Source organism: Streptomyces sp. KR55, assembly GCF_052245645.1.
Taxonomy (GTDB): domain Bacteria; phylum Actinomycetota; class Actinomycetes; order Streptomycetales; family Streptomycetaceae; genus Streptomyces; species Streptomyces flavusporus.
The window spans coordinates 1-23,072 of sequence record NZ_JBQQCE010000014.1; the positions used below are offsets into that span (position 1 = coordinate 1).

Genomic DNA, 23,072 nt, shown 5'->3' on the forward strand with positions numbered 1-23,072 from the left:
GGTGCTGCCCGGCGCCGAGGTGCACCCCAGCGCGGTGCTCAGCGGCGGCACGGTCGTGGCCGCCGGGGCCGTGGTGGGCGAGGGCGCGGTCGTCGAGGGCAGCGTGCTGCTGACCGGCGCGCGGATCGCCGCCCGGACCAGCCTGCACCGCTCCGTCGTGGGCCGCCATGCCCGGATCGGCGAGGGCAGTGTGCTGGACGCCGCAGTCGTCGGCGACGGTGCCACCGTCGGCGAGGGCAACGAACTCCCGCCCGGCCTGCGTATCGGCTGCGGCGCCCGCCTGGCCGCCCACGCCGTCCGCACCTCCGCATCCCCCGTGTCCTGCCCCGCGCAGGGCGTCGCTCACTCTGGAGTACCCCATGCATCGTCAGCCGCCCACTGACCATCCGGGCCCGGACGGCCACGGGCAGCAGGTCTACGGCCAGGGGTACGACCAGCAGCAGCTGTACGGCAGCAATCCGCCCGTCCCACAGCAGCACGTCGGTCGGCTCGTCCCGCAGCAGCCCCAGCAGTACGCGCCGCAGGTCCCCCAGCAACCGCAGGCGGAGCAGCCGTACGCCCCGCGGTACGACGGGTTCGACACCGTGGTCGCCACCCCCGAGCCGACCCCGGAGCCCGGGCCTCGCCCGGCAGCGGAACCGAAGCAGGAGGCCAAGCAGGAGGCCGCTCCCCGGCGGTCCCGCTTCGAGGCCGTCGACGGCCTGCGTGGCATCGCTATCTTGTCCGTGCTGCTTTACCACACCAACTGGTTCAGCAACGGTCTGTTCGGTGTGGACGCCTTCTTCGTCCTCTCCGGTTTCCTCACCACGCTCCTGCTGATCCGGGAGGTGGAGCGCAACGGCCGTATCCGCATCGGCCGGTTCTACCGCCGCCGCTTCAAGCGCCTGCTGCCCGGACTGATGGTGACCCTCGCCCTGGTGGTGGCGATCTCCTACCTCAGCAGCCCGCTGAAGGAGGCTCAGGCGGTCTCCGACCAGGCGCTCGGCGCGCTCCTCCAGATCGGCAACTGGGCGCAGATCGCCCGCGGTGACGCGTACTGGGACCACTTCGGGGCCATTCAGCCGCTGTCCGCCATGTGGTCGCTGAGCATCACCGAACAGTTCTACGTGGTGTGGCCGCTCGTTCTCGTCGTGGCCTTCGCCGTCTTCCGTAAGCGCGTGCTCCCGGTCGCCGTGGTCACCGTCCTGCTGTTCGGCGCGTCGGCGCTGGTCGCGCCCGTGCTGTGGCGGGGCGGCAACCACGACACCGACTTCCTGTACCTGGCTACGCAGACCCGCGCCGTGGCCTTCATGGCGGGCGCGGCCGCCGCGTTCGTCGTGTTCCTGGTCCAGCGCCGGGCGCCGCGGAGCGGCCGCGGGGAGTCCAGAGGCTCAATCGCCTACCACCTCGCCTCGGTGACCGCGATCGCGTCCCTGGCCGCGGTGGTCTACCTGAGCGTGAAGGTCAGCACCTACCACGAGCCGTGGCTGTACAACGGCGGACTGGCGATCGTCGCCTTCCTGGTTGCGCTCACCGCCGCCTGCCTGAGCACCGACCGCGGCCCTCTGGCCAGGGCGCTCCGTTTGAAGCCGCTGATGGAGATCGGCCAGATCTCGTACAGCATGTACCTGCTCCACCTGCCGGTGTACTGGCTGCTGCTGATGGTCTATCCGGACATGGAGCCGTACGCTCTGTTCCTGCTCGGCACCGGTCTCACCTGGCTGCTGTCGATGATCATGCACTACTCGATCGAGCAGTACCGGGTCCGCGACTGGCGCCCCGCACGGGCCATTCCCCTGTTCACGGCGGCCTCCTTGGCCATCGGCTTCGGCTCCTGGTACCTGCCGACCTACATCGCCGACTCGATGCGTCCCGACGGCAAGCCGCTGGTGCTCACGCTGGGCGACTCGATGGCCGAGGACTTCGCGACGGCGTTGTCCCAGCACGGCGACGACTACGCGGTGATCGACGGCGGCCAGCGCGGTTGTGGTGTCATGTCCCCGGCCGCGGTCCGGGACCGTACCGACACGGTCTTCGAGAACTGGGACTCCTGCCTGAACTGGGAGAAGTTCTGGGCGGACCAGCTCCAGAGCTCCCAACCGGACGCGGCACTCATCCACCTGGGCTGGGACGCCGCGGAACAGAAGATCGGCGGCAAGTGGCTGGACGCCTGCAGCCCCGTCTACAAGACCCGCTACGTCAAGCAACTCGGCAAGGCCGTGAAGCTGATCCGGACGGAGTCCCCCGACACCCGGATCATGCTCATGAACGAGCGCAACTACAACGGCGCGATCACCTCGAACTGGGGAACCTGCTTCAACCAGGTCGTCGCCGAGTTCACGGAGTCCTCCGCCACCGACGTGCACCTGGTCGACTTCGACGCGCTTCTCTGCGACACCGAGGACTGCCGCCAGACCACGGACGGGGGCGCACGCCTCTACCCGCAGGGTGACGACGTCCACCTCTCCGAGGCGGGCCTCGAGTTCGTGGCCCCCTGGCTGGAGAAGCAGGTGGCCGCGGCACTGCGGCCCTGAGGGCACAGGGCCTGTCCGGCCCCGCGCATCCCGCGTCGGACAGGCCCCCTACCCGCAGCACCCGGCGCCGCTCGGCAACGACCGCCTGTTCCGCGCCTGCCGCTGCCGCTCCGCGAGCTGGTCGTCCGCCGGGTAGCCGACCTCCTCCAGGGTCAGCCCGTGCGGCCGGACGACATGCACGGCGCTGTCGCGGACCCGCGCGTCGAGGACCTTCCGCGGCCACTCCACGCCGCGGTGCCCGTCGCCCACGAACAGCAACGCACCGACCATGGAACGTACTTGGTTGTGGCAGAAGGCGTCGGCACGGACCTCGATCTCGACGATGCCGTCCGCGTGCCGACGCACCCCGAAGTCGAGGATCTCGCGGATCGTCGTCGCCCCCTCGCGCTTCTTCGCGTACGCCGCGAAGTCGTGCTCCCCGACCAGGGTCTTGGCGGCCGCGTCCATCGCGTCGACGTCCAACGCCCAGTCGTGCCAGAGCACATGGTTGCGCAGCAACGGGTCCACGCCGCCGGGATTGTCGGTGACCCGGTAGACGTAGCGCCGCCAGATCGCCGCGAAACGAGCGTTGAAGCCACTGGGCGCATCTCTGAGGGCCCACACCCGCACGTCCCTGGGCAGCCGCCCGGCGAGCCGCTTGAGCAGCTTCTCGTGATGCTCACGCCAGACAGCCTCCGGCAGATCCACGTGCGCCACCTGCCCGCGCGCATGCACCCCGGCGTCGGTCCGTCCGGCGACGGTCAGCTCGTACGTGTCCCGCGACCGCGTGACGGTACGCAGCGCGTCCTCGACCTCCCCCTGCACGGTCCGCCGCCCGCCGGCCTGCTTGGCCCAGCCGGAGAAGTCGGTGCCGTCATAGGACAGATCGAGCCGTAGGCGTACGAACCCGGGCTGTACTTCGTCACTCACTCCTTGATCCTCTCAGGTACGCGAAAACGGGCCCGCCCCGTCAAGGGCGGACCCGCTCAGCGAGAGCTCAGCCTCAGGCGTCCTTGGACTCCTCAGCCGCAGTCTCCTCGGCCGGAGCCTCGGCGACGTCCTTGGTGACGTCGACCTTGGTCTCCTCGGCCTTGGCCTCCTCGGCCTCCTTGACCGCACGCTTGGTGGCGGCCTCGGCCTCACCCGTGGCCTCCTGCGCGACCGTCAGCGCCTCGACCAGCTCGATGACAGCCATGGGCGCGTTGTCGCCACGACGGTTACCGATCTTGGTGATACGGGTGTAACCACCCGGACGGTTCTCGTAGCGCGGGCCGATCTCGGTGAAGAGCGTGTGGACGATGCTCTTGTCCGTGATCACCTGGAGCACCTGACGGCGGTTGTGAAGGTCACCCTTCTTCGCCTTGGTGACCAGACGCTCGGCGTACGGCCGCAGCCGACGGGCCTTCGCCTCGGTGGTGGTGATACGACCGTGCTCGAACAGCGACTTCGCGAGGTTCGCAAGAAGCAGCTTCTCGTGCGCGGCACTGCCGCCCATACGGGCACCCTTGGTGGGCTTCGGCATGGTGTTTCTCCTAGGTGTCTGCCCCGGCCGTGTCAGGTACCGGGGTCAGTATCCGAGCAGGCGGTTACCTGTCGGAGATCCGGACGGGCCCCGAAGGGCCCGTCCGGAAGGGGCGCGGGGAACTGCGCGACAAACCACAGTCCACCCGCACCCAAGAACCAGCAGTCGGTCCCGAGCTCTTAGTACTGCTCGGTCTCGACAAATCCGGCGTCGGCGTCGTCATCGGCCCCAAAGGCGTCAGCCGCAGCCGTCGGGTCGAATCCAGGCGGGCTGTCCTTCAGGGCAAGACCCATCCCGGCCAGCTTCGCCTTGACCTCGTCGATGGACTTCGCACCGAAGTTACGGATGTCCAGCAGGTCGGCCTCAGAACGAGCCACGAGCTCACCCACGGAGTGGATGCCCTCGCGCTTGAGGCAGTTGTACGACCGAACGGTGAGCTCCAGCTCCTCGATCGGCAGCGCCAGATCGGCAGCCAGCGCAGCGTCCGTCGGGGACGGACCCATGTCGATGCCCTCGGCGTCGATGTTGAGCTCACGGGCGAGCCCGAACAGCTCGACCAGCGTCTTACCGGCAGAAGCCATCGCGTCACGCGGACGCATCGCCTGCTTGGTCTCGACGTCGACGATCAGCTTGTCGAAGTCGGTGCGCTGCTCGACACGCGTGGCCTCGACCTTGTACGTGACCTTCAGAACCGGCGAGTAGATGGAGTCGACCGGGATACGACCGATCTCCTGGCCCACCTGCTTGTTCTGCACGGCGGAGACGTAACCACGGCCACGCTCGACCGTGAGCTCCATCTCCAGCTTGCCCTTGCCGTTGAGCGTGGCGAGGACGAGGTCGGGGTTGTGCACCTCGACACCGGCCGGCGGCGCGATGTCGGCGGCGGTGACGAGTCCGGGCCCCTGCTTGCGCAGGTACATGACGACGGGCTCATCGTGCTCGCTGGAAACCACCAGCTGCTTGATGTTGAGGATCAGGTCGGTGACGTCCTCCTTGACGCCCGGCACGGTGGTGAACTCGTGCAGGACACCGTCGATCCGGATGCTGGTGACAGCCGCACCGGGGATCGACGACAGGAGCGTACGACGCAGAGAGTTGCCGAGGGTGTAGCCGAAGCCCGGCTCCAGGGGCTCGATCACGAACCGGGAGCGGAATTCGTCGACGACCTCTTCGGTCAACGAGGGACGCTGAGCGATCAGCATGTGTGGATCAGATCCTTCAGTCGTGGGCGCCCGCTATATGACGCCCGACGGAACCGCCCCCGGCACAAAGGGGCGGGTACTGCAAGGGTACGGGCGATACGGCCCCGGTTCACTCCGCTTGCGCGAAGGAGGGAGCCGTACCGCCCGAATCCTGAAAGCAGCCGAGCCTCAGACGCGGCGGCGCTTCGGCGGACGGCAGCCGTTGTGCGGGGTCGGGGTGACGTCCTGGATGGAGCCGACCTCGAGGCCCGTGGCCTGCAGGGAGCGGATCGCGGTCTCACGACCGGAACCCGGGCCCTTGACGAACACGTCGACCTTGCGCATGCCGTGCTCCTGAGCGCGGCGGGCAGCCGACTCGGCGGCCATCTGCGCGGCGAACGGCGTGGACTTCCGGGAGCCCTTGAAGCCGACGTGGCCGGCGGAGGCCCAGGAGATCACGTTGCCGGACGGGTCCGTGATGGAGACGATCGTGTTGTTGAACGTGCTCTTGATGTGCGCGTGGCCGTGAGCGACGTTCTTCTTTTCCTTGCGGCGCACCTTCTTGGCAGCGCCCTGACGTCCCTTGGGGGGCATCTCTTAACTCCTACGGGAGGTGGTCGGTCCTACAGCGAAGACCGTGGACTTGGTCCGCTGCGGACTACTTCTTGCCCGGCTTCTTCTTGCCGGCGATGGCGCGACGCGGGCCCTTGCGGGTGCGGGCGTTGGTGCTGGTGCGCTGACCGCGGACGGGCAGACCGCGGCGGTGCCGCAGACCCTGGTAGCAGCCGATCTCGACCTTGCGGCGGATGTCGGCCTGGATCTCGCGACGGAGGTCACCCTCGGTCTTGATGTTGTTGTCGACGTACTCGCGGATCGCGACGAGCTGCTCCTCGGAGAGGTCGCGGACGCGGGTGTTCGGGTCGACGCCGGTGGCTGCCAGCGTCTGCTGCGAAAGGGTCCGGCCGATGCCGAACACGTAGGTGAGGGCGACCTCCACGCGCTTTTCGCGCGGGATGTCAACACCGGAAACGCGTGCCATTCAATGGCTCCAGTTGATCTTCGGAGGTCTTCCGCAGAACCGACTCCCAGCCGCCGTACGAGGTACGAACTGGGTCCCCGGCCTCCGAACCGGGGGTGTCGAGCCGTATGGCTCGGGCCCTGCGTATGAACATATTCAGCTCGCGTCGCGCGAATCTCTGCGCATGCAGAGGGAAATGGCCTGCGGTCAGCCCTGGCGCTGCTTGTGGCGCGGGTTCTCGCAGATCACCATGACCCGACCGTGACGGCGGATCACCCTGCACTTGTCGCAGATCTTCTTGACGCTCGGCTTGACCTTCATGGGATGTGAGGTTCTCCGGGTCAGTTGCCGGCAGCCCCGCGGGGACCGCGGGACGTGGGGCAAGATCTACTTGTACCGGTAGACGATCCGGCCACGCGTCAGGTCGTACGGAGACAGCTCCACCACGACCCGGTCGTCAGGGAGGATGCGGATGTAGTGCATGCGCATCTTGCCGCTGATGTGTGCCAGGACCTGGTGGCCGTTCTGGAGCTCGACCTTGAACATGGCGTTCGGCAGAGACTCGACGACAGTGCCCTCGATCTCGATGGCACCTTGCTTCTTGGCCACGCTTTGCCCTTCGGAATCGACTACCTTGATCGACCCCTGCACTTTCCCTTACGGGCGCATGCAGACATGCGGGTGCACAAGAGCCGACGAGTCAGTCTACGTCAGCGCAACCGGAAAGACGAATCGGGGAAGTCTGCCCCAGCAGGCAGATCATTAAGCGCCCCAAAGGGGCGTGGGGCTCTGTCCACATGCGGCTCCTCCCTCACCGTGGGCGCGACCAGCCCCCACGAGCCCGCAGCCGCCAGTCGGCAGGACCGCCCTCCCTGGAAGGCGCTCAGGCCAGCGGATCCGGCGCAGCCACAACCCCGTACTCCGCCAGCTTCGCCTTACCCCCATCGGGCGCCGTCAGGACCAGCGGCCCCCGCTCCGTCAGGGCGACGGAGTGCTCCCAGTGGGAGGACCAGGTGCCGTCCGTCGTGATGACGGTCCAGTCGTCCTTGAGGACCTCCGTCTTCGGGGTGCCCAGCGAGACCATCGGCTCGATCGCGAGGCAGAAGCCCGGCACCAGCTTCGGGCCCTTGCCACGACGCCGCTCGACATAGTTCAGCAGGTGCGGGTCCATGTGCATCTCGGAGCCGATGCCGTGACCGCCGTAGTCCTCGATGATCCCGTAGCGGCCCCCGCCGGGCTTCGGCTGGCGGCGGATGTACGTCTCGATGGCCCGCGAGATGTCGACGAGCCGGTTCCCCTGCTTCATCGCGGCGATGCCGGCCCACATGGACTCCTCGGTCACCCGCGACAGCTCGATGAGCTCCGGAGCGTGACCGGACCCGACGAAGGCGGTGTAGGCGGCGTCCCCGTGCCAGCCGTCGATGATGGCGCCGGCGTCGATGCTGATGATGTCCCCGTCCTTGAGGACGACGTCCTCGGCGGGGATCCCGTGGACCACGACCTCGTTCACCGAGGTGCAGATCGTCGCCGGGAACCCGCCGTACCCCAGGAAGTTCGACTTCGCCCCGTGCTCCGCGAGCACCTTCCGCGCCACCTCGTCCAGATCCTTGGTGCTGGCCCCCGGCACGGCGGCCTCACGCGTGGCCGCGTGAATGGCGGCAACGACCAGCCCCGCCTCACGCATCTTGGCGATCTGCTCGGGGCTCTTGATCTGCACCATGGGGGCGGGGGCCTTTCTCGGACCGGGAAAAGAGTACGGACGCCTTCAACGATACGGGGACTGCCGTGGCTGCGGGCACGCAGCAGCCGCGGCCCCCTTTCCAGGGAACCGCGGCCGTAGCTGCGTAACGACTACTTCGCGTCGCGCTTGAGCGCCGCCAGCGCGCGACTCGTGACCTCTTCCACCGGACCCATGGCCTCGATGGTCACGACCAGACCCTGCGACTTGTAGTAGTCGATGATCGGCTCGGTCTGCGTGTGGTAGACCTCCAGCCGGGTGCGCACGGTCTCCTCGGAGTCGTCGTCCCGCTGGTACAGCTCACCGCCGCAGACGTCACACACGCCCTCCTTCTTCGGCGGGCTGTACGTCACGTGGAACACGTGTGCGGAGTCCTTGCGGCAGATCCGCCGCCCGGCGATCCGCTTGACGACCTCGTCCTCGGGAGCCTCGAGGTCCAGCACGGCGTCCAGCTCGATGCCCTCGGTCTGCAGCAGCTCGTCCAGCGCCTCTGCCTGCGAGACGTTGCGCGGGAAACCGTCCAGCAGGAAGCCGTTCTCGGCGTCCGGCTGTTCCATACGGTCCTTCGCCATGGCGATGGTGACCTCGTCCGGCACCAGGTTGCCGGCGTCCATGTAGGACTTCGCCAGTTTGCCGAGATCCGTCTGCCGACTGATGTTGGCGCGGAACAGGTCGCCCGTGGAGATGTGCGGGATCGACAGCTTCTCGGCAAGGCGGGTGGCTTGCGTACCCTTGCCCGCGCCCGGCGGCCCGACGAGGACGATTCGCATCAGCGGAGGAACCCTTCGTAATTGCGCTGCTGGAGCTGGCTCTCGATCTGCTTCACGGTCTCGAGACCGACACCCACGATGATCAGGATGCTGGTCCCGCCGAACGGGAAGTTCTGGTTTGCCCCGAAACCAACCAACGCCATCGTCGGTACGAGAGCGATCAGACCCAGATACAGCGAACCCGGCCAGGTGATCCGGTTGAGTACGTAGCTCAGGTACTCAGCGGTCGGTCGGCCAGCCCGGATGCCCGGGATGAAGCCACCATACTTCTTCATGTTGTCGGCGACTTCCTCGGGGTTGAAGGAGATCGCCACGTAGAAGAACGCGAAGAAAACAATGAGCAAGAAGTACAGAGCGATGTAAATCGGGTCGTCGCCCTGGACGAGATGAGCCTCGATCCAGGTCTTCCAGCTCGAATTGCCACTCGAGAACTGGGCGATCAGAGCCGGGATGTAGAGCAGCGACGAGGCGAAGATGACGGGAATCACACCCGCCTGGTTCACCTTGAGCGGGATGTACGTGGACGTACCACCGTAGGACCGGCGGCCGATCATGCGCTTCGCGTACTGGACCGGAATGCGGCGCTGCGCCTGCTCGACGAAGACCACCAGGCCGACCATGAACAGGCCGACGAGGATGACCGTGCCGAACTCGATCCAGCCGTCCGCCAGGGAGCCCTGCTCCTTGATGGCCCACAGGGCGGCCGGGAAGGTCGCGGCGATCGAGATGAACATCAGGATCGACATGCCGTTGCCGATGCCGCGGTCGGTGATCAGCTCACCGAGCCACATGACGACGGCCGTACCGGCGGTCATCACGATGACCATGGTGATGGTGACGAAGATCGACTGGTCCGGGACGATCTCGCTCGCCACCGGGCAGCCGCTGAAGAGGGCGCCGCTGCGGGCGGTGGCCACCAGGCCGGTGCCCTGCAGGATGGCGAGCGCCACGGTCAGGTAACGGGTGTACTGCGTGATCTTCGCCGTACCGGCCTGACCCTCCTTCTTGAGGGCCTCGAGGCGAGGGATCACCACTGTCAGCAGCTGCAGGATGATGCTCGCGGTGATGTACGGCATGATGCCGAGCGCGAAGATCGTGATCTGCAGCAGCGCGCCGCCGCTGAACATGTTGACCAGACCGAACAGACCCTGGTTGCCCTTGGCCACGTCGATGCAGGTCTGGACGTTCTGGTAGTCGACACCCGGGATCGGGATATGCGTACCGACCCGATACACCACGATGATGCCGAGCGTGAAGAGCAGCTTCTTGCGCAGGTCGGGCGTCTTGAACGCCCGGGCGAACGCGGTGAGCACGGTGCCTCCTGCGACCCCCGCGCAACTGCGTCAAGGGTGATGGTCGTGAGATTCCGATAAGACAACGACTTACGTAACGGTCAACTGCCGCTCAGAGTGCCTCAGGTGCGGCACGCTGTGAAAGTTGGCAGTGCAGGCCACCTTACCCGCGGGACTGCCACCCTTGGAACGACCGACCGGGGATACCCCATTTGTGGGGTATCCCCGGTCGGGATCGCTCAAGTCATCGAGACGCCTGCTGGGTTCAGACGAGCTCGGTGACGGTGCCGCCGGCGGCGGTGATCTTCTCCTTGGCGGAGCCGGAGACGGCGTCGACCGTCACCTGCAGCGCCACGGAGATCTCGCCCTGGCCGAGTACCTTGACGAGGCTGTTCTTGCGAACGGCACCCTTGGCCACGAGGCCCTCGACGGTGACCTCGCCACCCTCGGGGTACAGCGCGGCCAGCTTGTCGAGGTTCACGACCTGGTACTCGGTCTTGAACGGGTTCTTGAAGCCCTTCAGCTTCGGGAGGCGCATGTGCAGCGGCATCTGGCCACCCTCGAAGCGCTCCGGAACCTGGTAGCGGGCCTTGGTGCCCTTGGTACCACGACCGGCCGTCTTACCCTTCGACGCCTCACCACGACCGACACGGGTCTTGGCGGTCTTGGCGCCCGGGGCGGGACGGAGGTTGTGGATCTTCAGCGGGTTCTGCTCCGCCATGATCAGTCGACCTCCTCGACCGTCACGAGGTGGCGGACGGTGTGCACCATGCCGCGGAACTCGGGGCGGTCCTCCTTGACGACCACGGTGTTGATCCCCTTGAGACCAAGCGACCGCAGGGTGTCACGGTGGTTCTGCTTGCTGCCGATGTAGGACTTGACCTGCGTGATCTTGAGCTGCGCCATGATTACGCACCCGCCCCGGCACGCGCACGCAGCAGGGCCGCGGGGGCGACGTCCTCGAGCGGCAGACCACGGCGGGCCGCGATCTCCTCGGGACGCTGCAGGCCCTTCAGGGCCTCCACGGTCGCGTGCACGATGTTGATCGCGTTGTCGGAGCCGAGCGACTTCGACAGCACGTCGTGGATACCGGCGCACTCGAGCACGGCACGCACCGGACCACCGGCGATAACACCGGTACCCGGGGACGCGGGCTTGAGCAGCACGACGCCGGCAGCCTTCTCACCCTGGATGGGGTGCGGGATGGTGCCCTGGATCCGGGGGACCTTGAAGAAGTGCTTCTTGGCCTCCTCAACGCCCTTGGCGATGGCGGCCGGCACCTCCTTGGCCTTGCCGTATCCGACACCCACGGTGCCGTCACCGTCGCCCACCACGACCAGCGCGGTGAAGCTGAAGCGACGACCACCCTTCACAACCTTGGCGACGCGGTTGATCGCGACAACGCGCTCAACGTACGCGGTCTTCTCGGCGGCAGCTGCGCCGCCGTCACGGCCCTTCCGGTCCCGCCGCTCGCCGCCACCGGCACCGCCACCGCGGCGCTGGGGTCCAGCCATTGGAATTACCTCTCTCTGTTTCCGCTAGCTACGGAACCGGCTCAGAACTTCAGGCCGGCTTCGCGGGCGGCGTCCGCCAGAGCGGCGATGCGCCCGGCGTACTGGTTGCCACCACGGTCGAATACGACAGCCTCGACGCCGGCGGCCTTGGCACGCTCGGCGACCAGGGCGCCGACCTGCTTGGCCTGCGTGGACTTGTCAGCCTCGGCACCGCGGATCGAGGTGTCCAGCGTGGACGCCGACGCCAGGGTGTGCCCCTGGATGTCGTCGATCACCTGGGCCACGATGTGGCGGTTCGAGCGGGTCACCACGAGACGGGGACGCTCCGCCGTACCGTTGATCCGCTTGCGGATCCGGATGTGACGGCGCTTGATCGCGGCGCGCTTGTAGGCGTCGCCCTTGAGGATCTTCTGTCCGTATGCCATGGCTTACTTACCCGCCTTTCCGACCTTGCGGCGGATGACTTCGCCCTCGTACTTGACGCCCTTGGCCTTGTACGGGTCGGGCTTGCGCAGCTTGCGGATGTTGGCCGCAACCTCGCCGACCTTCTGCTTGTCGATGCCCTCGACCGAGAAACGGGTCGGGGTCTCCACCTTGAAGGTGATGCCCTCGGGGGCCTCGACCAGGATCGGGTGGCTGTAGCCGAGCGCGAACTCCAGGTTCGAACCCTTGGCCTGCACGCGGTAACCGACACCGCTGATCTCGAGCTTCTTCACGTAACCCTGGGTCACGCCGGTGATCATGTTCGCCACCAGCGTGCGGGACAGGCCGTGCAGGGCCTTGTTCTGACGCTCGTCGTTGGGGCGGGTGACGTTCAGGACGCCGTCCTCACCCTTGACGATCTCGATCGGCGCGGCGACGGTGTGGGTCAGCTCGCCCTTGGGGCCCTTGACCGAGACCGTGCGGCCATCGATGGTGACGTCCACGCCGGCGGGAACCGCGATGGGGAGCTTGCCGATGCGCGACATAGCTGTTTCCTCCGTTCCCTTCCGTTACCAGACGTAGGCGAGAACTTCTCCGCCTACGCCCTTCTTGCCGGCCTGCTTGTCGGTGAGGAGCCCGTGGGACGTGGAGATGATCGCCACGCCGAGGCCGCCGAGCACCTTCGGCAGGTTGGTGGACTTCGCGTACACCCGGAGACCGGGCTTGGAGATCCGCTTGATGCCCGCGATGGAGCGCTCACGGTTCGGGCCGAACTTCAGCTCGAGGACGAGGTTCTTGCCGACCTCGGCGTCCTCGACGCGCCAGCCCGTGATGAAGCCCTCCTGCTGGAGGATCTCCGCGATGTGCGACTTGATCTTCGAGTGCGGCATCGCCACGGTGTCGTGGTACGCCGAGTTCGCGTTCCGCAGACGCGTAAGCATGTCTGCGATCGGATCAGTCATGGTCATGAATTGGCCTTCGGCCTCTCTCGCCGGGGTTTCCTGGTGCGCCATCCCTCTCCCCGATCCGAGACGGGACGGGTGCGGCGCGGTGGACCTACGGCGTAGTAAGTCGTATGGGCGTCAGGCGCCCAACCCTCCAAGCCTAAGCCATGGAGAGGTGGGCACCTGACACTGCCCTTTACTTACCGAGAGCTTCCGGAATCCCTTATGTGGGGGATTACCAGGAGCTCTTGGTCACGCCCGGCAGCTCGCCACGGTGAGCCATCTCACGAAGGCACACGCGGCACAGGCCGAACTTGCGGTACACGGAGTGCGGGCGGCCGCAGCGCTGGCAGCGGGTGTAGCCACGCACACCGAACTTGGGCTTGCGAGCAGCCTTAGCGATCAGAGCCTTCTTCGCCATCTCGCTCACGCCTCCTTGAACGGGAAGCCGAGGTGACGGAGAAGAGCACGGCCCTCTTCGTCGTTGGTCGCCGTGGTGACCACGGTGATGTCCATACCCCGGACGCGGTCGATCTTGTCCTGGTCGATCTCGTGGAACATGACCTGCTCCGTGAGACCGAAGGTGTAGTTGCCACGGCCGTCGAACTGCTTGGGGGACAGACCACGGAAGTCGCGGATGCGCGGCAGCGCGAGCGACAGGGTGCGGTCCAGGAACTCCCACATGCGGTCGCCACGGAGCGTGACGTGGGCACCGATCGGCTGACCCTCACGCAGCTTGAACTGCGCGATGGACTTGCGGGCCTTGGTGACGGCCGGCTTCTGACCGGTGATCGTGGTGAGGTCGCGGATGGCGCCCTCGATCAGCTTGGAGTCGCGGGCGGCGTCGCCCACACCCATGTTGACCACGATCTTGACGAGGCCGGGAACCTGCATGACGTTCTCGTAGGAGAACTGCTCACGCAGCTTGCCCGCGATCTCCTCGCGGTACTTCGTCTTCAGACGCGGAGTGGTGGTGGTAGCCATCAGATGTCCTCACCCGTCCGCTTGGCAACGCGGATCTTGTTGCCCTCTTCGTCGAAGCGGTAACCGACGCGGGTCACGACCTTCTTGCCGTCCTTCTCAACGACCAGCTGGACGTTGGAGACGTGGATCGGCGCCTCGGTCGTGACGATGCCACCGGCCTGCGAACCGCGAGCCGTGGGACCGGCCTTGGTGTGCTTCTTGACCCGGTTGACACCCTCGACCAGGACACGCTCGTCGCGCGGGTAAGCGGCAATGACCTTGCCCTGCTTGCCCTTGTCCTTGCCGGTGATGACCTGGACCAGGTCGCCCTTCTTGATCTTCATGCTTACAGCACCTCCGGCGCGAGCGAGATGATCTTCATGAACTTCTTCTCGCGCAGCTCACGGCCGACCGGGCCGAAGATACGGGTGCCGCGAGGGTCGCCGTCGCCCTTCAGAATGACGGCGGCGTTCTCGTCGAAGCGGATGTACGAGCCGTCCTGGCGGCGGCGCTCCTTGACGGTGCGAACGATGACCGCCTTGACGACGTCACCCTTCTTCACGTTGCCACCGGGGATCGCGTCCTTGACGGTGGCGACGATGACGTCACCGATGCCCGCGTAGCGGCGACCGGAGCCACCGAGCACACGGATGCAAAGGATCTCCTTCGCACCAGTGTTGTCGGCGACACGCAGTCGCGACTCCTGCTGGATCACGTCTATCTCCTGTTTGTCTGCCGGTTCCCCAACCGGGCTGATCTCTCAGCCCGGTTGGAGCCTGGCGGAACTGTCCTGCGGGGTTTGCCCCGCAGGCGTACTCATTGGAATTCCCTTGCGGGAATTACCTACTTGGCCTTCTCGAGGATCTCGACGACGCGCCAGCGCTTCGTCGCGGACAGCGGCCGGGTCTCCATGAGGAGGACGCGGTCGCCGACACCCGCGGCGTTCTGCTCGTCGTGCGCCTTGAGCTTGTTGGTACGGCGGATGACCTTGCCGTACAGCGCGTGCTTGACGCGGTCCTCGACGGCGACGACGACGGTCTTGTCCATCTTGTCGCTGACGACGAGACCCTCACGGGTCTTGCGGAAGCCGCGGGCCTCTGCAGTCTGCTCAGTCACGTTGCTCTCACTCATCAGGCGCTCTCCACCGTCTCGATGCCCAGCTCGCGCTCACGCATCAGGGTGTAGATCCGCGCGATGTCCTTACGGACGGCCTTCAGCCGACCGTGGTTCTCGAGCTGACCGGTCGCCGCCTGGAAGCGGAGGTTGAACAGCTCTTCCTTGGCCTCGCGGAGCTTCGCCAGAAGCTCCTCGTTGCCCAGCTCGCGCAGCTCGGACGCCTTGGTACCGGCCGACATCACGCTTCACCTGCCTCGCGCTTGACGATCCGGCACTTCATCGGCAGCTTGTGGGCCGCACGAGTCAGCGCCTCACGGGCGATCTTCTCGTTGGGGTACGACAGCTCGAACATGACCCGACCCGGGTGAACGTTCGCGACCCACCACTCCGGCGAACCCTTACCGGAACCCATGCGGGTCTCGGCGGGCTTCTTGGTCAGCGGGCGGTCCGGGTAGATGTTGATCCAGACCTTGCCGCCACGCTTGATGTGACGGGTCATCGCGATACGGGCCGCCTCGATCTGGCGGTTCGTCACGTAGGCCGGGGTCATCGCCTGGATGCCGTACTCGCCGAACGCAACCGTCGTACCGCCCTTGGCCGTACCACGACGCTTCGGGTGGTGCTGCTTGCGGTGCTTGACCCTACGGGGGATCAGCATGTCGGTCAGGCCTCCGTTCCGGTGCTCTCAGCCGGAGCGGCAGGGGCCTCAGCCTTGGGGGCCTCGGCGCCGGCAGCCTGCTGCGGCTTGCGACCGCGCCGCTCGCCACCGCGGCCACCACGGGCCGGGCGGTCGGCGCCACCGCGGGCCGGGCGGTTACCCGCACGGGCGGCAGCGTTCTCGGCGCGGACCTCGGCGATGTTCTTGACGTCGCCCTTGTAGATCCAGACCTTCACACCGATGCGGCCGAAGGTCGTCTTGGCCTCGAAGAAGCCGTAGTCCACGTTCGCGCGGAGCGTGTGCAGGGGCACACGGCCCTCGCGGTAGAACTCCGAGCGGGACATCTCGGCGCCGCCGAGGCGGCCACCGCACTGGATCTTGATGCCCTTGGCGCCCGCCTTCATCGCCGACTGCATGCTCTTGCGCATGGCACGGCGGAAGGAGACGCGGGAGGACAGCTGCTCGGCGACGGCCTGGGCCACCAGCTGAGCGTCCGTCTCCGGGTTCTTGACCTCGAGGATGTTCAGCTGGACCTGCTTGCCGGTCAGCTTCTCCAGGTCACCGCGGATGCGGTCGGCCTCGGCGCCGCGGCGGCCGATGACGATGCCCGGACGCGCGGTGTGGATGTCGACGCGGACGCGGTCACGGGTGCGCTCGATCTCAACCTTCGAGATACCGGCGCGCTCCATGCCGGACGTCATCATCCGACGGATGGCGACGTCTTCCTTGACGTAGTCCTTGTACAGCTTGTCGGCGTACCAACGCGACTTGAAGTCGGTGGTGACACCGAGCCGGAACCCGTGCGGGTTTACCTTCTGGCCCATTACCGGGTTCCTTCCTTGCTGCTGACGACCACAGTGATGTGGCTGGTCCGCTTGCGGATCCGGTAGGCACGGCCCTGGGCGCGCGGACGGAACCGCTTCAGGGTCGGGCCCTCGTCGACGTACGCCTCGGAGATGTAGAGGCTGTCGGCGTCGGTGTGGTCGTAGTTGTGCGCGGCGTTGGCGATGGCGCTGTCGAGCACCTTGCCGACCGGCACGGAGGCGGCCTGCGGAGCGAATCGCAGGACCGCCTGGGCCTCCGTGGCGTCCATGCCACGGATGAGGTCCACCACGCGGCGGGCCTTCATGGGCGTGACGCGGATGTACCGCGCCTGGGCCCTGGCTTCCATGGTTGTCCCTTCAGTTACTTACGTGTCTGAATGCGATCCGCGTTAGCGGCGCTTCGACTTCCGGTCTTCCTTGACGTGGCCCCGGAAGGTGCGCGTCGGCGAGAACTCGCCGAGCTTGTGGCCGACCATCGACTCGGTGACGAACACCGGGATGTGGGTCTTGCCGTTGTGCACCGCGAGCGTGTGGCCGAGCATGTCGGGCACGATCATGGAGCGGCGGGACCAGGTCTTGATGACGTTCTTGGTACCGGCTTCGTTCTGAGCGTCCACCTTCTTCATCAGGTGGTCGTCGACGAAGGGTCCCTTCTTCAAGCTACGAGGCATCTCAACCCGTCCTTAGCGCTTCTTGTTCGTCTTGCGGCGGCGGACGATGTACTTGTTGCTCGCCTTCTTGGGAGAACGAGTACGGCCTTCCTTCTTGCCCCACGGGGAGACCGGGTGGCGGCCACCGGAGGTACGGCCCTCACCACCACCGTGCGGGTGGTCGACCGGGTTCATGACCACACCACGCACGGTCGGGCGAACGCCCAGCCAGCGCTTGCGGCCCGCCTTGCCCCAGTTGATGTTCGACTGCTCGGCGTTGCCGACCTCGCCGACGGTGGCGCGGCAGCGCACGTCGACCAGGCGGATCTCTCCGGACGGCATGCGGAGGTGGGCCATCGAGCCCTCCTTCGCGAGCAGCTGCACGGAGGCACCGGCGGAGCGGGCGAACTTGGCACCGCCACCGGGACGGAGCTCGATCGCGTGGATCGTGGTACCGACCGGGATGTTGCGGAGGGCCAGGTTGTTGCCCGGCTTGATGTCGGCCCCGGGACCGTTCTCCACACGGTCGCCCTGCTGCAGGTTGCGCGGGGCGAGGATGTAGCGCTTCTCGCCGTCCGCGTAGTGCAGCAGCGCGATACGCGCGGTGCGGTTGGGGTCGTATTCGATGTGCGCGACCTTCGCCGGCACGCCGTCCTTGTCGTGCCGACGGAAGTCGATCACGCGGAAGGCGCGCTTGTGTCCGCCACCCTGGTGGCGAACGGTCACACGACCGGAATTGTTACGGCCGCCCTTGCTGTGCAGGGGACGGACCAGCGACTTCTCCGGCGTGGACCGCGTGACCTCGACGAAGTCGGCGACGCTGGCGCCACGACGGCCAGGAGTCGTCGGCTTGTACTTGCGGATACCCATTTCTCAGTCCTCGTCCGATATCGGACGATCCGGACCTCCCTCAGGAGGTCGGACCGCCGAAGATGTCGATACGGTCGCCCTCGGCGAGGGTCACGATCGCGCGCTTGGTGGCGGCACGCTGGCCGAAGCCGGTGCGGGTGCGCTTGCGCTTGCCCTGGCGGTTGATCGTGTTGACCCCGGTGACCTTGACCTGGAAGACCGACTGCACGGCCTCCTTGATCTGGGTCTTGTTGGCACGCGGGTCGACGACGAACGTGTACTTGTTCTCGTCGAGGAGCGCGTAGCTCTTCTCGGAGACAACCGGCTTCAGCAGGACGTCACGGGGGTCCGTGTACGACTTGCTCAGCGGCGTCTCGACGGTGTTCTTGCCCTCGGCAGCGTGGCGACGCGCCTTGGCGACGCGAGCGGCCTTGGCGGCCTTGGCGGCCTTCGAGGCAATGGCGGGGTGACGGATAGCCATCAGGCCTCGCTCCCTTCGGTGTCATTGCTCCGCTCGGCAGCAGGCGCGCCCGACACGAAAGACTCGAAAGCGGCCTTGGTGAAGACCACGTCGTCCGAGACGAGAACGTCGTACGTGTTCAGCTGGCCCGGCTCCAGGATGTGGACCTGGGGCAGGTTGCGGGCGGACAGCCACGCGGCCTCGTCGGCGCGGTCGACGACCAGGAGCAGGTTCTTGCGCTCCGAGATCTTGCCGAACAGCGTCCTGGCGGACTTCGTCGACGGCGTCTCGCCCTCGACGACGCCGGAGACGACGTGGATACGGTTGTGGCGGGCCCGGTCGGTGAGGGCGTGGCGCAGGGCCGCGGCCTTCATCTTCTTCGGGGTCCGCTGCGAGTAGTCGCGCGGCTGCGGGCCGTGGACGACGCCACCACCGGCGAACTGCGGCGCGCGGGTCGAGCCCTGACGGGCGCGGCCGGTGCCCTTCTGACGGTACGGCTTCTTGCCACCGCCGCGGACCTCGCCACGGGTCTTGGTCTTGTGCGTGCCCTGACGGGCGGCAGCCAGCTGCGCGACGACGACCTGGTGGATCAGCGGAATGCTGACCTTCTCAACGTCGAAGATCTCCGCGGGGAGCTCGACGGAACCGGCCTTGTCGCCCGCCGGCGAAAGGATGTCAACAGTGCTCATCGGTTACCTCAGGCCCCCTTGGCCGCGGTGCGGACCAGGACGAGGCCGCCGTTCGGACCGGGAACCGCGCCCTTGATGAGCAGCAGACCCTTCTCCGCGTCAACGGCGTGGACGGTCAGGTTCTGGGTGGTGACCCGCTCGTTGCCCATGCGACCCGCCATGCGGAGGCCCTTGAACACGCGGCCCGGGGTGGCGCAGCCACCGATGGAACCGGGAGAGCGGTGCTTGCGCTGGGTACCGTGCCCGGCGCCGAGGCCACGGAAGTTGTGGCGCTTCATGACACCGGCGAAGCCCTTGCCCTTGCTCTTGCCGGTCACGTCGACCTTGACGCCGGCCTCGAACACCTCAGCGGTGATCTCCTGGCCGAGCGTGTACTCGGAGGCGTCCGCGGTGCGGATCTCGACGAGGTGACGACGAGGGGTGACGTCGGCCTTGGCGAAGTGGCCCTTGAGGGGCTTGTTCACCTTGCGCGGGTCGATCTCGCCGAAGGCGATCTGGACCGACTCGTAGCCGTCGGTGTCGTTCGTACGGACCTGGGTGACGACGTTCGGCCCGGCCTTGACGACGGTGACCGGAACAACGCGGTTGTTCTCGTCCCACACCTGCGTCATGCCGAGCTTCTCGCCCAGGATGCCCTTGATCTGCTTAGCCATCTCTCAGATCACCGGCCTCAGAGCTTGATCTCGATGTCGACGCCGGCCGGGAGGTCGAGTCGCATCAGAGAGTCAACGGTCTTGGGGGTCGGGTCGAGGATGTCGATCAGGCGCTTGTGCGTGCGCATCTCGAAGTGCTCGCGCGAGTCCTTGTACTTGTGCGGCGACTTGATGACGCAGTACACGTTCTTCTCAGTGGGCAGCGGCACCGGGCCCGCGACCGACGCACCAGTGCGGGTCACCGTCTCGACGATCTTCTTCGCCGAGGAGTCGATGACCTCGTGGTCGTAGGCCTTGAGCCGGATGCGGATCTTCTGTCCCGCCATGGCTACTCAGTAGTCCTGTCTCTCGTAACGCTCTGGAACCCGGCGTTCCCTTACTTTTCTCCGACCCACGCGGTCGGGCGTGTCGCGTTCCCGCTGACACAGATGTCCCATACGGAACATCCCTTGCTGGGGAACGCGGCCCTTGCGAACCGCAAGCCGGGGACGAAAGGCCCACCGGGCGCCTGGCCGGTGCCGCGCCCACGCTTCCCGGAAGATTCCCGTACGTCCGCCCCACACGGGGACGACGAGTACTGTGGGACTCGCTTCCGGTCCTCCCGGCGGGAGGCGCGCAGCATCAACACTCGACCGAGCAACTCGGACAGTCTGCCATATGAGGCAGGACGGGCGCCAATCGAGCGGGAGAGAATACCCCGGGGGTGACGCAGGTCAAACCCCACCCGACTCCGACACCCCTTCGCCGGCCGTGTTGCCATGGGCATGACTGATAGCTTCTGCATGATCCACGGAGAACGAGGGACTCCTCACACAGGGGCCGCGGGGGGCTGACGAGCGGATGCGCTGGTACGACCGACGGGACGGGCGGCCGGGGCCGGGGTGGCTCGTCCGCCTGTGGTGCGGCACGGCGGTGCTGGGTATCGGTGCGAGCCTGTGGGCGTTCTGGCTCACTTACGACGACGCCCGCGACCGAGCCGCGAGTGAGCGGGAGATCGCAGCGGCGTGCGGCGGGCTGGTCTCCGGCGAGGACGTGATGAACCTGCGTGGCGGGATGGTCAGGGCGAAGCCCGACGACCTGCGGCTGGATCCGGAAAGCCGCCTCCCGGGACTCTGCCGCATCTACCGGGTCCCGGAGCCGGGCCATACGGACGAGCTCTTCACGCTCCTCGTACGGACGTCCTCCGACGGCCAGCCGCTGCACTACGTGGGCGATGACGTGGCCACAGAGCCGTTCGACTACCGCCTGCACGAGAAGGACGTGACCCGTCAGGCCGACCACCCGGAGGGCCGGCCCCTGGGCGACGGCTCCCTCGGCAACTACGGCGACGACTTCGTCACGGTCCGGGCCGAGTGTACGAACGGGACGTCCGACGGCGACATCCCGCAGCTGCTGAGGGTCACGGCACGCGCCCAGTACGACGAGGTGAGCGATGGCGACCGCTCCCGCCTGGCCGCCATCGCACACCGGGCGACGGCACGGGCCGCTGCCGAGATCGGCTGCGAGACCCGCCTCCACGACCTTCCGGCGACCCTCGCTCCCGTGGGCGCGACCCTGCAGGCGGCGGACACGGCGGACGCCTCCTGCGCCTGGTACGACCGGTACATCGCGCGCACGGGGCAGGGCAGGCTCCCCGACCGCATGATGGAGGTCCCCACCACGCCCCGCAGCGCGGAGGAACCCTGCCTGCTGGCCATGAGCCCCGACCGTGTCCGCACGGTGCGGTGGAGCGGTCCGGAAGATGCACAGAAGTACGGCGACAGCGCGCTGACGCACTCGCCCTGGTGGATGCGGACGGTTTCGTACTTCGGTCCGGACACCGCCTCGGTCGGCTACGACGACATCCTGGACGGCGACCGTTACCTCAAGCCCGGAACCGCGGGGGGCCACGAGGGCGGCGGGATCCTGTGGGCCTCCTCGACCTGCGACGGCCAGCCCGCGGTGCACACCCTCACCATCAGCTACACGTACGACGGCGTCATCGGCGACCGGATGCAGGACGTCTTCCGGGCGTACGTCGACGACATCACCGAGCGGCGTGGGTGCACGGACATGAGGTTCCCTGCCGGCGAGGACTACGACTGGGACTGAGCCACGAGCTAGTGCCGCGGCAGGCAACGTTTGCCCGTCAAGGAGCGGCGTCCGGTGCGTGCTCTCGGCGTGCCGGCCGGAAGCCCTCGTACTGGATGTACTTGGGCTTTCGGCCGGTGCGGCGAGAGTGCGTGCCGGGCGTCGCGACGGGGCGAACGTTGCCTGTCGCGGCACTAGGCACCGTTCGGCACCAGGGCTGTCAGCAGGGCCGTCGCCAGGGGTGACAGGACACTCAGGGCGGTGATCGGATTTCGGAACAGTGGTGCGTCCACGTGGAGTTGGGCCTCCATGCGGGCCCGTTCCGCGAGCTGAGCCTCGTCGAGCAGTCCCGAGGCGGGTGCCGGTACCGCGCGATCGATGAGGGAGAACGCCCGCGCCCGCCATGTGAGGAGCGGCGGGAGAAGCATCGCAGCCAGGACGGCGGCGAAGAACGCGCCGTATCCCAGGACGAGGAGCGGCGGGAAGTCGGACGGCTCGACGGCCCCCGAGTTGATGAGCGATACGCGCAGGGCCCCCGTGTTGAAGACCGAGGTCGACACGATCAGCGCGAGCGCGAGTCCGCTGCTCTCGACGACCTTCCAGACGGCGAGAACGTCGCGGACAGCTGCCGCGCCGTCCTCCAGGTCCTCCGGGCTCGCAGAACTCTCCGGGTCCTCGGGGCGCTGCGGAACCCCGGCCTTCCGGAGCCGCTCCTGCGCCAGCCAAACGGCCAGCGCCCAGGGCGCACCTGCGCACGTGCCGACCAGCGTGAGCACGCTCATCAGCGCCGGGGCATGGTGGATCGGCACCTCGTAGGAGTTACCGCTGGTGATACCGCGGAGGGTCACGGTGGCGGCCGCCATGAGCACGGCGTACGAAACGATCGAGGCCGTCCACCAGCCGCGCCCGCAGGGCCACGACCGGGACAGGGCCCGGGTCGTGGTGATACCCCGGCCGAACAGGGCGATCCACACCGTGACGGAGAAGGCGACCATGGCCGCCCACAGTCGGAAGGCGCCGCCGACGAAGGTGTCGTCGGCCGAGTTGACTTCGGCGAACAACACCAGCGCATGGAAGACGAAGGCCGCGCAGAGCACGAACACCAGGGCGCGCGCCGCCGCGGAATCCCACCAGCGGCGCACGCCGTCACTGATCGCCACCCTCGCCCCCCCGGTGGTGCCGTCGCCCATGGACGCCCCGATTGTGCAGGTTGCGAGGCGGTGGGGAAAGCCTGGGGAAACAGGGC

At 67.2% G+C, this 23,072-nt stretch carries 34 protein-coding genes and 1 pseudogene; 3 read left to right on the forward strand and 32 right to left on the reverse strand.

The features are described from left to right. Together ACTWQJ_RS03605 and ACTWQJ_RS03610 are read left to right on the forward strand one after the other, a co-directional pair. Positions 1 to 382: pseudogene (locus ACTWQJ_RS03605) on the forward strand (hypothetical protein); the annotation flags it as partial. Continuing rightward, positions 360 to 2,513: a DUF459 domain-containing protein gene (locus ACTWQJ_RS03610; RefSeq protein WP_443305149.1), complete on the forward strand. Its 2,154-nt coding sequence runs from the start codon at positions 360 to 362 to the stop codon at positions 2,511 to 2,513. The pseudogene ACTWQJ_RS03605 and the gene ACTWQJ_RS03610, both read left to right, overlap by 23 nt. 48 nt (positions 2,514 to 2,561) lie before the next feature. On the opposite strand, the gene truA is transcribed toward ACTWQJ_RS03610, so the two are convergent. The 31 genes from truA to rpsJ all read right to left on the reverse strand — a co-directional run bounded on the left by truA (position 2,562) and on the right by rpsJ (position 20,082). Next, on the reverse strand, positions 2,562 to 3,422 hold the full coding sequence (truA, locus tag ACTWQJ_RS03615) for a tRNA pseudouridine(38-40) synthase TruA (RefSeq protein ID WP_443305150.1): 861 nt from the start codon (positions 3,420 to 3,422) through the stop codon (positions 2,562 to 2,564). 73 nt (positions 3,423 to 3,495) lie between these two features. Beyond that, positions 3,496 to 4,014 carry a 50S ribosomal protein L17 gene (gene rplQ / locus ACTWQJ_RS03620; RefSeq protein WP_443305151.1) on the reverse strand — a complete coding sequence of 173 codons (519 nt, stop codon included), beginning with the start codon at positions 4,012 to 4,014 and terminating at the stop codon, positions 3,496 to 3,498. A 179-nt stretch (positions 4,015 to 4,193) separates the two neighbouring features. After that, entirely contained in the window at positions 4,194 to 5,216 is a 1,023-nt protein-coding gene (locus ACTWQJ_RS03625; RefSeq protein ID WP_003966937.1) for a DNA-directed RNA polymerase subunit alpha, read from the reverse strand. 168 nt (positions 5,217 to 5,384) lie between these two features. Then, positions 5,385 to 5,789: a 30S ribosomal protein S11 gene (rpsK, locus tag ACTWQJ_RS03630; protein WP_003956432.1), complete on the reverse strand. Its 405-nt coding sequence runs from the start codon at positions 5,787 to 5,789 to the stop codon at positions 5,385 to 5,387. Between the two features lie 64 nt (positions 5,790 to 5,853). Next, complete coding sequence (gene rpsM, locus ACTWQJ_RS03635) at positions 5,854 to 6,234, reverse strand: 30S ribosomal protein S13 (protein WP_037858429.1); 381 nt, start codon at positions 6,232 to 6,234, stop codon at positions 5,854 to 5,856. A 186-nt stretch (positions 6,235 to 6,420) separates the two neighbouring features. Then, positions 6,421 to 6,534, reverse strand: a complete 114-nt coding sequence (gene rpmJ, locus ACTWQJ_RS03640) for a 50S ribosomal protein L36 (RefSeq protein ID WP_003998809.1) — start codon at positions 6,532 to 6,534, stop codon at positions 6,421 to 6,423. 66 nt (positions 6,535 to 6,600) lie between these two features. Next, positions 6,601 to 6,822 carry a translation initiation factor IF-1 gene (infA, locus tag ACTWQJ_RS03645; RefSeq protein WP_003948620.1) on the reverse strand — a complete coding sequence of 74 codons (222 nt, stop codon included), beginning with the start codon at positions 6,820 to 6,822 and terminating at the stop codon, positions 6,601 to 6,603. Between the two features lie 274 nt (positions 6,823 to 7,096). Beyond that, the gene (map, locus tag ACTWQJ_RS03650) at positions 7,097 to 7,933 is read right to left on the reverse strand and encodes a type I methionyl aminopeptidase (protein WP_443305152.1); all 837 of its coding nucleotides are present in this window, start codon (positions 7,931 to 7,933) and stop codon (positions 7,097 to 7,099) included. A 131-nt stretch (positions 7,934 to 8,064) separates the two neighbouring features. Continuing rightward, entirely contained in the window at positions 8,065 to 8,721 is a 657-nt protein-coding gene (locus tag ACTWQJ_RS03655; protein WP_443305153.1) for an adenylate kinase, read from the reverse strand. After that, positions 8,721 to 10,034 carry a preprotein translocase subunit SecY gene (gene secY / locus ACTWQJ_RS03660; protein ID WP_443305154.1) on the reverse strand — a complete coding sequence of 438 codons (1,314 nt, stop codon included), beginning with the start codon at positions 10,032 to 10,034 and terminating at the stop codon, positions 8,721 to 8,723. Before secY ends, ACTWQJ_RS03655 begins: the two co-directional genes overlap by 1 nt. Positions 10,035 to 10,278: 244 nt before the next feature. Next, on the reverse strand, positions 10,279 to 10,734 hold the full coding sequence (gene rplO / locus ACTWQJ_RS03665) for a 50S ribosomal protein L15 (RefSeq protein ID WP_014674382.1): 456 nt from the start codon (positions 10,732 to 10,734) through the stop codon (positions 10,279 to 10,281). Between the two features lie 2 nt (positions 10,735 to 10,736). Next, positions 10,737 to 10,919: a 50S ribosomal protein L30 gene (gene rpmD / locus ACTWQJ_RS03670; RefSeq protein WP_003998814.1), complete on the reverse strand. Its 183-nt coding sequence runs from the start codon at positions 10,917 to 10,919 to the stop codon at positions 10,737 to 10,739. A 2-nt stretch (positions 10,920 to 10,921) separates the two neighbouring features. Next, positions 10,922 to 11,527 (reverse strand): 30S ribosomal protein S5, encoded by a 606-nt coding sequence (gene rpsE, locus ACTWQJ_RS03675; RefSeq protein ID WP_009190144.1) that lies wholly within the window; start codon positions 11,525 to 11,527, stop codon positions 10,922 to 10,924. Positions 11,528 to 11,568: 41 nt separating this feature from the next. Further along, positions 11,569 to 11,952 (reverse strand): 50S ribosomal protein L18, encoded by a 384-nt coding sequence (gene rplR, locus ACTWQJ_RS03680; RefSeq protein WP_443305155.1) that lies wholly within the window; start codon positions 11,950 to 11,952, stop codon positions 11,569 to 11,571. Between the two features lie 3 nt (positions 11,953 to 11,955). Then, positions 11,956 to 12,495, reverse strand: coding sequence for a 50S ribosomal protein L6 (rplF, locus tag ACTWQJ_RS03685; RefSeq protein ID WP_443305156.1), 540 nt, complete (start codon positions 12,493 to 12,495; stop codon positions 11,956 to 11,958). A gap of 24 nt (positions 12,496 to 12,519) precedes the next feature. Continuing rightward, positions 12,520 to 12,918, reverse strand: coding sequence for a 30S ribosomal protein S8 (gene rpsH / locus ACTWQJ_RS03690; protein ID WP_129799270.1), 399 nt, complete (start codon positions 12,916 to 12,918; stop codon positions 12,520 to 12,522). 211 nt (positions 12,919 to 13,129) lie between these two features. After that, positions 13,130 to 13,315: a type Z 30S ribosomal protein S14 gene (locus tag ACTWQJ_RS03695; RefSeq protein ID WP_003948630.1), complete on the reverse strand. Its 186-nt coding sequence runs from the start codon at positions 13,313 to 13,315 to the stop codon at positions 13,130 to 13,132. A 5-nt stretch (positions 13,316 to 13,320) separates the two neighbouring features. After that, a complete protein-coding gene (rplE, locus tag ACTWQJ_RS03700) occupies positions 13,321 to 13,878 on the reverse strand; it encodes a 50S ribosomal protein L5 (protein ID WP_004927250.1) in 558 nt (185 codons plus the stop codon). Beyond that, positions 13,878 to 14,201 (reverse strand): 50S ribosomal protein L24, encoded by a 324-nt coding sequence (gene rplX / locus ACTWQJ_RS03705; RefSeq protein WP_129799271.1) that lies wholly within the window; start codon positions 14,199 to 14,201, stop codon positions 13,878 to 13,880. Before rplX ends, rplE begins: the two co-directional genes overlap by 1 nt. A 2-nt stretch (positions 14,202 to 14,203) precedes the next feature. Then, positions 14,204 to 14,572, reverse strand: coding sequence for a 50S ribosomal protein L14 (gene rplN, locus ACTWQJ_RS03710; RefSeq protein WP_129799272.1), 369 nt, complete (start codon positions 14,570 to 14,572; stop codon positions 14,204 to 14,206). A 128-nt stretch (positions 14,573 to 14,700) separates the two neighbouring features. Further along, a complete protein-coding gene (gene rpsQ / locus ACTWQJ_RS03715) occupies positions 14,701 to 14,988 on the reverse strand; it encodes a 30S ribosomal protein S17 (protein WP_003992363.1) in 288 nt (95 codons plus the stop codon). Continuing rightward, positions 14,988 to 15,212: a 50S ribosomal protein L29 gene (gene rpmC / locus ACTWQJ_RS03720; protein ID WP_003974259.1), complete on the reverse strand. Its 225-nt coding sequence runs from the start codon at positions 15,210 to 15,212 to the stop codon at positions 14,988 to 14,990. Before rpmC ends, rpsQ begins: the two co-directional genes overlap by 1 nt. Beyond that, the gene (gene rplP, locus ACTWQJ_RS03725) at positions 15,212 to 15,631 is read right to left on the reverse strand and encodes a 50S ribosomal protein L16 (RefSeq protein WP_224733588.1); all 420 of its coding nucleotides are present in this window, start codon (positions 15,629 to 15,631) and stop codon (positions 15,212 to 15,214) included. Before rplP ends, rpmC begins: the two co-directional genes overlap by 1 nt. A gap of 5 nt (positions 15,632 to 15,636) precedes the next feature. Further along, a complete protein-coding gene (gene rpsC, locus ACTWQJ_RS03730) occupies positions 15,637 to 16,455 on the reverse strand; it encodes a 30S ribosomal protein S3 (RefSeq protein WP_055706471.1) in 819 nt (272 codons plus the stop codon). Next, the gene (gene rplV, locus ACTWQJ_RS03735) at positions 16,455 to 16,802 is read right to left on the reverse strand and encodes a 50S ribosomal protein L22 (protein WP_019329637.1); all 348 of its coding nucleotides are present in this window, start codon (positions 16,800 to 16,802) and stop codon (positions 16,455 to 16,457) included. The genes rpsC and rplV overlap by 1 nt, the downstream gene beginning before the upstream one ends. Positions 16,803 to 16,844: 42 nt before the next feature. Continuing rightward, the gene (gene rpsS / locus ACTWQJ_RS03740) at positions 16,845 to 17,126 is read right to left on the reverse strand and encodes a 30S ribosomal protein S19 (protein ID WP_141309626.1); all 282 of its coding nucleotides are present in this window, start codon (positions 17,124 to 17,126) and stop codon (positions 16,845 to 16,847) included. 12 nt (positions 17,127 to 17,138) lie between these two features. After that, positions 17,139 to 17,975 (reverse strand): 50S ribosomal protein L2, encoded by an 837-nt coding sequence (rplB, locus tag ACTWQJ_RS03745; protein WP_141309625.1) that lies wholly within the window; start codon positions 17,973 to 17,975, stop codon positions 17,139 to 17,141. Positions 17,976 to 18,015: 40 nt separating this feature from the next. Beyond that, positions 18,016 to 18,435, reverse strand: a complete 420-nt coding sequence (gene rplW / locus ACTWQJ_RS03750; RefSeq protein WP_141309624.1) for a 50S ribosomal protein L23 — start codon at positions 18,433 to 18,435, stop codon at positions 18,016 to 18,018. Continuing rightward, a complete protein-coding gene (gene rplD, locus ACTWQJ_RS03755; protein WP_443305157.1) occupies positions 18,435 to 19,103 on the reverse strand; it encodes a 50S ribosomal protein L4 in 669 nt (222 codons plus the stop codon). The genes rplW and rplD overlap by 1 nt, the downstream gene beginning before the upstream one ends. Positions 19,104 to 19,111: 8 nt before the next feature. Next, the gene (rplC, locus tag ACTWQJ_RS03760) at positions 19,112 to 19,756 is read right to left on the reverse strand and encodes a 50S ribosomal protein L3 (RefSeq protein ID WP_129799277.1); all 645 of its coding nucleotides are present in this window, start codon (positions 19,754 to 19,756) and stop codon (positions 19,112 to 19,114) included. Positions 19,757 to 19,773: 17 nt separating this feature from the next. Continuing rightward, on the reverse strand, positions 19,774 to 20,082 hold the full coding sequence (gene rpsJ, locus ACTWQJ_RS03765) for a 30S ribosomal protein S10 (RefSeq protein WP_003948644.1): 309 nt from the start codon (positions 20,080 to 20,082) through the stop codon (positions 19,774 to 19,776). Between the two features lie 514 nt (positions 20,083 to 20,596). Between rpsJ and ACTWQJ_RS03770 the strand changes: the two genes are divergently transcribed. Continuing rightward, on the forward strand, positions 20,597 to 21,847 hold the full coding sequence (locus ACTWQJ_RS03770; protein WP_443305158.1) for a hypothetical protein: 1,251 nt from the start codon (positions 20,597 to 20,599) through the stop codon (positions 21,845 to 21,847). Between the two features lie 173 nt (positions 21,848 to 22,020). Here ACTWQJ_RS03770 and ACTWQJ_RS03775 read toward each other — a convergent pair whose 3' ends face one another. Continuing rightward, on the reverse strand, positions 22,021 to 23,016 hold the full coding sequence (locus ACTWQJ_RS03775) for a hypothetical protein (RefSeq protein WP_443305159.1): 996 nt from the start codon (positions 23,014 to 23,016) through the stop codon (positions 22,021 to 22,023). Positions 23,017 to 23,072 lie beyond the last annotated feature (56 nt).